The organism is Nocardia fusca NBRC 14340, assembly GCF_001618425.1.
Classification (GTDB): Bacteria; Actinomycetota; Actinomycetes; order Mycobacteriales; family Mycobacteriaceae; genus Nocardia; species Nocardia fusca.
The window spans coordinates 1-8,122 of sequence record NZ_BDCU01000021.1; the positions used below are offsets into that span (position 1 = coordinate 1).

General features: G+C 67.2%; 8 protein-coding genes. 2 read left to right on the plus strand and 6 right to left on the minus strand.

The annotated features are described in order from the left end of the window. The gene (locus NF4_RS12705) at window positions 1-1,386 is read right to left on the minus strand and encodes a class II 3-deoxy-7-phosphoheptulonate synthase (protein WP_063127564.1); all 1,386 of its coding nucleotides are present in this window, start codon (window positions 1,384-1,386) and stop codon (window positions 1-3) included. Between the two features lie 177 nt (window positions 1,387-1,563). Between NF4_RS12705 and NF4_RS12710 the strand changes: the two genes are divergently transcribed. Then, window positions 1,564-2,058 (plus strand): polyadenylate-specific 3'-exoribonuclease AS, encoded by a 495-nt coding sequence (locus tag NF4_RS12710; protein ID WP_063127569.1) that lies wholly within the window; start codon window positions 1,564-1,566, stop codon window positions 2,056-2,058. 79 nt (window positions 2,059-2,137) lie between these two features. Here the strand turns inward: NF4_RS12710 and qcrB are convergent, their stop codons facing one another. The 4 genes from qcrB to ctaE are packed head-to-tail and all read right to left on the minus strand — an operon-like array spanning window position 2,138 to window position 6,475. After that, the gene (gene qcrB, locus NF4_RS12715; RefSeq protein WP_063127565.1) at window positions 2,138-3,787 is read right to left on the minus strand and encodes a cytochrome bc1 complex cytochrome b subunit; all 1,650 of its coding nucleotides are present in this window, start codon (window positions 3,785-3,787) and stop codon (window positions 2,138-2,140) included. Further along, a complete protein-coding gene (qcrA, locus tag NF4_RS12720; RefSeq protein WP_063127570.1) occupies window positions 3,784-4,932 on the minus strand; it encodes a cytochrome bc1 complex Rieske iron-sulfur subunit in 1,149 nt (382 codons plus the stop codon). The genes qcrB and qcrA overlap by 4 nt, the downstream gene beginning before the upstream one ends. 26 nt (window positions 4,933-4,958) lie before the next feature. Next, a complete protein-coding gene (gene qcrC / locus NF4_RS12725; protein ID WP_084533089.1) occupies window positions 4,959-5,822 on the minus strand; it encodes a cytochrome bc1 complex diheme cytochrome c subunit in 864 nt (287 codons plus the stop codon). A 44-nt stretch (window positions 5,823-5,866) separates the two neighbouring features. Next, on the minus strand, window positions 5,867-6,475 hold the full coding sequence (gene ctaE, locus NF4_RS12730) for an aa3-type cytochrome oxidase subunit III (protein ID WP_063127567.1): 609 nt from the start codon (window positions 6,473-6,475) through the stop codon (window positions 5,867-5,869). A gap of 239 nt (window positions 6,476-6,714) precedes the next feature. On the opposite strand from ctaE, the gene trpD reads away from it, so the two are divergent. After that, entirely contained in the window at window positions 6,715-7,770 is a 1,056-nt protein-coding gene (gene trpD / locus NF4_RS12735; RefSeq protein ID WP_063127568.1) for an anthranilate phosphoribosyltransferase, read from the plus strand. Window positions 7,771-7,780: 10 nt separating this feature from the next. Here trpD and NF4_RS12740 read toward each other — a convergent pair whose 3' ends face one another. Beyond that, entirely contained in the window at window positions 7,781-8,056 is a 276-nt protein-coding gene (locus NF4_RS12740; protein WP_030523878.1) for an Lrp/AsnC family transcriptional regulator, read from the minus strand. Window positions 8,057-8,122: the final 66 nt, after the last annotated feature.

Consider the following 8,122-nt stretch of genomic DNA (forward strand, 5'->3'; position numbering starts at 1 on the left):
CTAACGCAGCATCTCCGCGACCAGGAAGGACAGCTCCAGCGACTGCTGGGTGTTCAACCGCGGATCGCACGCCGTCTCGTACCGCCCGGACAGGTCGAGGTCGGAGATGTCCTGGGCCCCACCCAGGCATTCCGTCACGTCCTCACCGGTCAGTTCGATGTGCAGGCCGCCCGGGTGGGTGCCGAGTGCGTGGTGGACCTCGAAGAAACCCTGGACCTCGTCGACGATGCGGTCGAAGTGCCGGGTCTTGAAACCGGTCGAGGATTCGTGGGTGTTGCCGTGCATCGGGTCGCACTGCCAGATCACCTGGTGGCCGGTCGACTGGACCTTCTGCACGATCGCGGGGAGGACCTCGCGAACCTTCGTATTGCCCATTCGGGAGACCAGGGTCAACCGGCCGGGCTCGTTGTTCGGGTCGAGCCGTTCCACGTACTCCACCGCCTGCTCCGGGGTGGTGCTCGGCCCGATCTTCACGCCGATCGGGTTGGACAGCAGCTCGGCGAAGGCGATATGCGCACCGTCCAATTGGCGGGTGCGCTCCCCGATCCACAGGAAATGCGCGGACAGGTCGTAGAGGGCCGGGTCACCGGCCGAATTGTGTGCGAGCCGCAGCATGGCGCGCTCGTAGTCCAGTACCAGGGCTTCGTGGGAGGCATAGATGCGGGCCGACTGCAGACTGGGGTCGGTGACCCGGCAGGCGGTCATGAAACGCAGACCGCGATCGATCTCCCCGGCGAGCGCCTCGTAGCGCGCACCGGCCGGGGACTGTGCGACGAAGTCCCGGTTCCAGTCGTGCACCTTGTGCAGATCGGCCATGCCGGCGTTGGTCAACGCCCGGACCAGGTTCATCGCGGCGCTGGCGTTCGCATAGGCGCGCACGAGGCGGGAAGGATCGTGCTCCCGGACGGCCGCGTCGGCGACCAGGGAGTTGACCATATCGCCCCGGTAGGACTTCAAACCGAGGGCGTCGGTATCGGAGGAGCGGGGTTTGGCGTACTGCCCCGCGATCCGTGCGACCTTGACCACCGGCAGGCTGGCGCCGTAGGTGAGCACCACCGCCATCTGCAGCAGGGTACGGATATTGCCGCGTATATGCGGTTCGGTGTTGTCGGCGAACGTTTCCGCGCAGTCGCCGCCCTGCATGAGAAATGCCTCACCGCGCGCCACCTCGGCGAGCCCTTCCCGCAGCTCGTCGACCTCCGCGGGGATACAGATCGGCGGCACACTCTCCAGCACGGTGCGCATGTTCGCCGCCTGCTCCGGATCCCAGGACGGCTGCTGCAACGCCGGGCGCGAGAGCGCGTCGTCGAGCTGTTTCCGCAGGTCACTGGGCAACGGCGGAAGCTCGGGCAAACGGTCGATGGGAACGTCGACGGTCCAGTTCACTCTTCCAGGATACGTTGCCGGGTTTATGGCCCCGTCCCCGGCAGGGCTGGTCGCGGCCCTGGCGACCGGTCGGCGGAGGCCGGCCGTCCGGAGCGGGTGGAGGCTGCGCGGGACATGCCCCTCGACCGGTCTCGGTAGGCTCACATCACTTGTTCGCTGCCGATGGGAATCCACCTTTTGAGATATTTCTACGATGCGGAGTTCATCGAGGACGGCCGGGTGATCGATCTGGTGTCGATCGCATTCGTCTGTGAGGACGGGCGCGAGTTCTACGCGGTGTCCTCGGAGTTCGACGCCGGCCGCGCGGGTCCCTGGGTCAGCAGATATGTGCTGCCGAAGCTGCCGCCGCAGACTTCTCCGCTGTGGCGGACCAGAGAGCAGATCCGCGAGGATCTGTACCGCTTCCTGATTCCGCGTCCGACCGTGGCGCCGGAGTTGTGGGCGTGGGTCGGCGCCTACGACCATGTGGTGCTGTGCCAGCTGTGGGGGTCGATGGTGGATCTGCCCTCGGCGCTGCCCCGCTACACCAATGAGCTGCGCCAGCATTGGGAGGCGCACGGCCGGCCGGAACTGCCGCCACCGCCGCGGGACGCCCACGACGCGCTGGCCGACGCCCGGCACAATTTCGCCAAATTCGAGGCCATCGAGGCCGCTCGCCGACTCGCACGGTAGTGCCCGGCGGGATCCGCCCGGCTCCCGGAACGACACAGGCCCCCTGTTTCCAGGGGGCCTGTGTGCGGTGCGGTACGGGTCAGTGCCCGTGCTGCCCGTTGCTGCCGTTCGAGCGCGCATCCTCCTGTACCCGTTTGAGTACGGCGATCTGCTTGTGCTCTTCTTCCAGCTCGTTCGCGAAATGCTGTTCGCTCTCCCCGCGCGGGTCGGGCCGCAGGAAGCTGCCGGTACCCGGCCGGCCGGCCGAACCCAGCTGGTTCATCTTCTTGGGCACCGCGGCGCCCTGGTATTCCAGCGGGAGCGGGTGGCCGTGCGAGTCCACCGGGCCCAGCGGCTGGTGCACCTCGATGTACTCACCGTGCGGCAGGCGCTTGATCACGCCGGTCTCGATACCGTGCTCGAGGACCGCGCGGTCGCTGCGCTGCAGGCCGATGCAGAACCGGTAGGCGATGAAGTACGCCACCGGCGGCGCGATGAGCAGGCCGATACGACCGATCCAGGTGGTCGCGTTCAACGAGATGTCGAACTTGAACGCCAGGATGTCGTTGACGCAGGACAGCGTGAGCACCACGTAGAAGGCGATGGCCATCGCACCGATCGCGGTGCGGACCGGGACGTCGCGCGGACGCTGCAACAGGTTGTGCCGCGCCGTATCGCCGGTCAGCCTCTTCTCGATCCACGGGTAGGCGATCAGCACCATGAACACCAGGCCCATGATCAGCGCGACCCAGAACACCGCGGGCACGGTGTAGCTGCCCAGGTACAGCTCCCACGGCGGCATCAGACGGGCCAGACCGTCGGTCCACATCATGTAGAAGTCGGGCTGGGAACCGGCCGAGACCTGTGACGGGTTGTACGGGCCCAGATTCCAGATCGGGTTGATCTGCAGTACGCCGCCCATGATCGCCACGAAGCCGAGGGTGAACGCGAAGAACGCGCCCTGATCGGCGGCGAACACCGGGACGATACGGGCGCCGACCACGTTGTTCTCGGTGCGGCCCGGCCCCGGGAACTGGGTGTGCTTCTGGTACCAGACGATGGCCACGTGCGCCGCGATGAGCGCCAGCATGATGCCGGGGAACAGCAGCACGTGCGCGATGTAGAGGCGCGGGATGATGATCTCGCCGGGGAAGTCGCCGCCGAACATCAGCCAGTGCAGCCAGGTGCCGATGACCGGGATGCCGATGGTGATACCGGAGAACGCGGCCCGCAGGCCGGTGCCCGACAGCAGGTCGTCGGGCAGTGAGTAGCCGAAGAAGCCCTCGAACATCGCCATGATCAGCAGCAGCGAGCCGATCACCCAGTTCGCCTCGCGCGGTTTGCGGAACGCGCCGGTGAAGAAGATGCGGAACAGGTGGATGATGATCGAGGCCGCGAACAGCAGGGCCGCCCAGTGGTGCACCTGCCGGACGAACAGACCGCCGCGCACCTCGAAGGAGATGTTGAGGGCGGTCTCGTAGGCCCGCGACATGCCCACACCGCGCAGCGGCTGGTAGGCGCCGTCGTAGGTGACGTGCGCCATCGACGGGTCGAAGTACAGCGTCAGGTACACACCCGACAGCAGCAGGATGATGAACGCGTACAGCGCGATCTCACCCAGCAGGAACGACCAATGGGTGGGGAACACCTTGTTGATCGATCGCTTCATGAAGGCGGCGGCGCGGTAGCGCTCGTCCACTTCGTTGGCTTGTGCCGCAAGTTTGCGGCCGACAGCCTCTCCAGCACTCATGATCGACGCTCCCAGAAGGCCGGGCCGAGGGGTTCGATGAAGTCACCGTTGGCGACCAGGTACCCCTCTGAGTTTACGGTGATCGGCAACTGCGGCAGCGCTCGGGCAGCAGGACCGAAGATCGGCTTGCCCCATTCGGTCGCGGAGAACTGCGACTGATGGCAGGGGCACAGGATCCGGTTGGTCTGCTGTTCGAACAGCGAGGTCGGGCAGCCGAGGTGGGTGCAGATCTTCGAGTAGGCGAAGTAGTCGCCGAAGTTGAAGCTCTCCTGACCCTTACGTTTGATCGCGTTCTTCGCGTCCTCGGTGCGCAGCCGGATGAGCATCACGGCGTTGCGGATGCCGCGCAGGGACTGCAGGGTGGCGTGCTCGTCGCCGCGCCAGGATTCCTTCCACGGGAAGACGGTCTCCATGGCGCCCGCGTCCAGGTCCTCGGGACGGACCAGCACGATGTCCTGTGGGCGGCCGGTATCGCGGCGGATGTAGACGGTTTCGCCCGGGTAATCGGGGGTCCAGCCCGACACCCACAGCGGCGACTTCTCGCGCTGCGCCCACGGGTTCTTCACCATGCCGCCCACGAACACCAGCAGCGCGCCGATACCGAGGATGCCGACGCCCGCGCCGGCGGTCCGGGTGATGAGCTTGCGGCGGCCCAGAGTGGAGGTGTCGAGGGCGTCGCCCAATTCGGCCGCCAACGTCCGCCGGTCGACCTCGCTGGACTTGCCGTCGTGCCGGTCCTGCACCGACAGTTCCGCGGGAATGAACTTCTTGCGGATCAGCACCACCGCGATACCGATGGCCAGGATCGAGATACCGAAGGTCAGGCCGTAGAGCGGAGTGGTGAGCGAGTAGAGGCCGTGCCCGCTGTCTTCCTTACCCCTGTACTCCCAGGGCCAGAACAGGAAGACGCCCACCAGCGCGGCCGCGGCCAGACCGGAGATCGCGAACCACAGCGCGACCTGCCGTTCGGCGCGTTTCTCGGCCCGGGTACCCGGCACCGGCCAGCGTTCCCGGCGGTAGGCGACCTCCACGCCGTCCCGGGCGGTACCGAGCGCTACCAGCTCTTCCCGCGACATCGCGTCCAGTTCGGCCTCGGTCGGGTCAGCCGGGGTCGCGGCCGCGGAATGCTTGTCCAGGCCACCCATCTCGTTTTGCTCCTGTTCGCTCATGACTAGGTCCTCGATCCGATCCAGATCGCCGCACCCACGACCGCCACGATGCCGATGGTCCATATGGCCAGTCCTTCGGTGGCGGGACCGAAACCGCCCAGGCCCCAGCCGCCCGGCGGCCTCGCCTCGGCCGAGTCCTTGATGTAGGCAATGATGTCGCGCTTTTCCTCCGCCGAGAGCTGCCGGTCGGAGAACTTCGGCATATTCTGCGGGCCGGTGACCATCGCGGTCCAGATCTGCGACTCGGTGGCCGGCGCCAGCGACGGGGCGAACTTGCCCGAGGACAGCGCGCCACCACGGCCGGTGAAGTTGTGGCAGGACGCGCAGTTCATACGGAACAGCTCGCTACCCCGGCCGATATCGTCGCCACGCAGCGATTCCTGCGCGATCTCGCCGTTCGCGTCGCGGGGCACCGTCGGGCCGCCGCCGTTGGCGGCGACGTAGGCGCCGATCGCGTCGGTCTGGTGAGCGTCGAATTTCGGGGGTTTACGCTCGGCCTGCGCTTCGTTGCGGACCATCGGCATACGCCCGGAGGACACCTGGAAGTACACGGCCGCCTCGCCGACACCGATCAGGCTGGGACCGCGGTCGGCCACACCCTGCAGGTTGGCGCCGTGGCAGGTGACGCAGGAGGTCTCGTACAGCTGCTGACCCTCGCGGATCAGCGCCACCGAATCCTCGTTCGCCGTGGCCACCTGGGGCTCGGGGGTGAGCGCCGAGGCGAGGAAACCGGCTCCGACGAGACCCACCATGAGCGCGAGGCCACCCGCTATCCGTCGGCGGACGCGGCGCTGCCTGCGCTTTTTGCTGGCCTCGCCGTGCCCACCGCTGGCGGGCGCTGGCGCTGTCGGGGGCGATGAACTCATCTGTGTCCCTTTGGAGTAGACGGAACCGTGGTGGGCAGCTGGCGTCACTGGACGAAATAGATCACGGCGAACAGCCCGATCCAGACGATGTCGACGAAGTGCCAGTAGTACGAGACGACGATCGCGGCGGTGGCCTGCGCCGGGGTGAACTTGCTCATCGCGGTGCGCGCGAGCAGGAACAGGAACGCGATCAGACCGCCGATGACGTGCAGGCCGTGGAACCCGGTGGTGATGTAGAACACCGAACCGTAGGAGCTGCCGGAGATGGACGTCCCGTGATCCACCAGGTGGATGTACTCGTAGCCCTGACCGAGCACGAAGAACAGGCCCATGAAGAAGGTGAGGACGTACCAGCGGCGCAACCCGAACACGTCTCCGCGCTCGGCCGCGAACACACCCATCTGGCAGGTGAACGACGAGGCGATCAGTACCGCGGTCACCGGGATGGCCAGGCCGAGGTTCAGCTCGGTCGGCGGCATCGGCCATTCGGGCGCCTGACTTCGCGCGACGAAGTACATCGCGAAGAGGCCGGCGAAGAACATCAGCTCGCTGGACAGCCAGATGATGGTACCGACGCTGACCATGTTGGGCCGGTTCAGCGAATGCACACGCTGGGTTATGGCCGATCCTGAGGTACCTACTGCGGTCGTCACGGGGGTAAGTATGACTCTTCGTAGTACGACAGTCGAAGTCGGGTTCCAAACTCGATCATCCGTGTCGTGATCGACCGGCTCGGCGCGTCTCTCACGGCGGTCCGGCGTGTCGGCCGCTCCCTCGCCGCGCGGGCCCCGCCAGCAGCATCGATGACGTCGTGCGGTGCGCGCGGCGCTACGCGGTTTAGGGTGTGCACAACCGTTCGGTCAACGGATATCGGTGCGACGAGGAGATTGAGATGAGCGTGCGTAGCTGGCCCCAGATGCTCGGGGCGCTCGCCGACGGACAGGACCTCACCGCGGACGATACGACCTGGGTGATCGACGAGATCTTCACCGACAACTCCACCACGGCACAGATCGCCGCGTTCGGGGTGGCGATGAAGATCAAGGGCCCCACCCCCACCGAGCTGGCCGGTATGGCCCGCGGCATGCTCGGGCACGCGCGACTGGTGAAGATCGACGGGGACGCGGTGGACATCGTCGGTACCGGTGGCGACCGCTCCGGCTCGGTGAACATCTCCACCATGTCCTCGATCGTGGTCGCGGCGGCCGGGGTGCCGGTCGTCAAGCACGGTAACCGGGCCGCGTCCTCGAAGAGCGGCGGCGCCGATGTGCTCGAGGCCCTCGGGGTGAAGCTGGCCCTGGGCCCCGAGTCGGTGGCGCGTTGTGTGCGCGAGGTCGGTATCGGATTCTGTTTCGCCCCGCTGTTCCACTCGGGTCTGCGTTTTGCCGGTCCGGCACGGAAACAGATCGGGATCCCGACCGTCTTCAATGTGCTGGGCCCGCTCACCAATCCCGCCCAACCGCGCGCCGGCCTGGTGGGATGCGCGTTCCCGGACCTGCTGGCGACCATTGCCGGGGTGTTCGCCGAGCGGGGCGCCGCTGCGCTGGTGGTACGCGGCCGGGACGGCCTGGACGAGATCACCACCTCCGATGTCACCGATGTCTTCGTGGTCTCCGACGGGGTGGTCCGGGAAGCGGTGATCGACCCGGCCCGGCTCGGGATCCCCCGGGTCCACCTGGACGAGCTGCGCGGCGGCGACGCCGAGGTGAACGCGGGGGTGGCCCGCGATGTGCTGGCGGGCAATTCCGGTGCGGTACGCGACGCGGTCCTGGTGAACTCCGCCGCCGCCATCACCGCCTACGACCTGTCCCGCGGCGCGGACGCCGCCGAACTCGACGATCATCTGATGGCCGGGATCGAACGAGCGGCCACCGCGATCGACAGCGGGGCGGCCGCCGCGCTGCTGGACCGCTGGGCGGCGCTCACCCGGACCCTCGGCGACGACTGACCCGCCCGGTTCACTCGCCGATCGAGAAACCGGCCTCGATATCGGCGCGCGAATACGATTTGAACGCGATATGCGTGACCGTGCGCTGGACACCGGCGACCTTGTCGATCCGCGCGGTGACCACCTCGGCGACCTCCTCGTGGTCGCGGACCCGCACCAGTGCGATCAGATCGACGTCGCCGGCGCACGAGTACACCTCGGTCACGCCCTCGGTATCGGCCACCGCCTGCGCGGTCTCCGGTATGCGCCCGTTGTCGGCCTGGATCAGAACGATGGCGGTAATCATGGAAACAGCCTAAGCATGGCCGCCGCCCGGCCTACCGGAACGCACCCTTTGGCGGCCCGAACACAG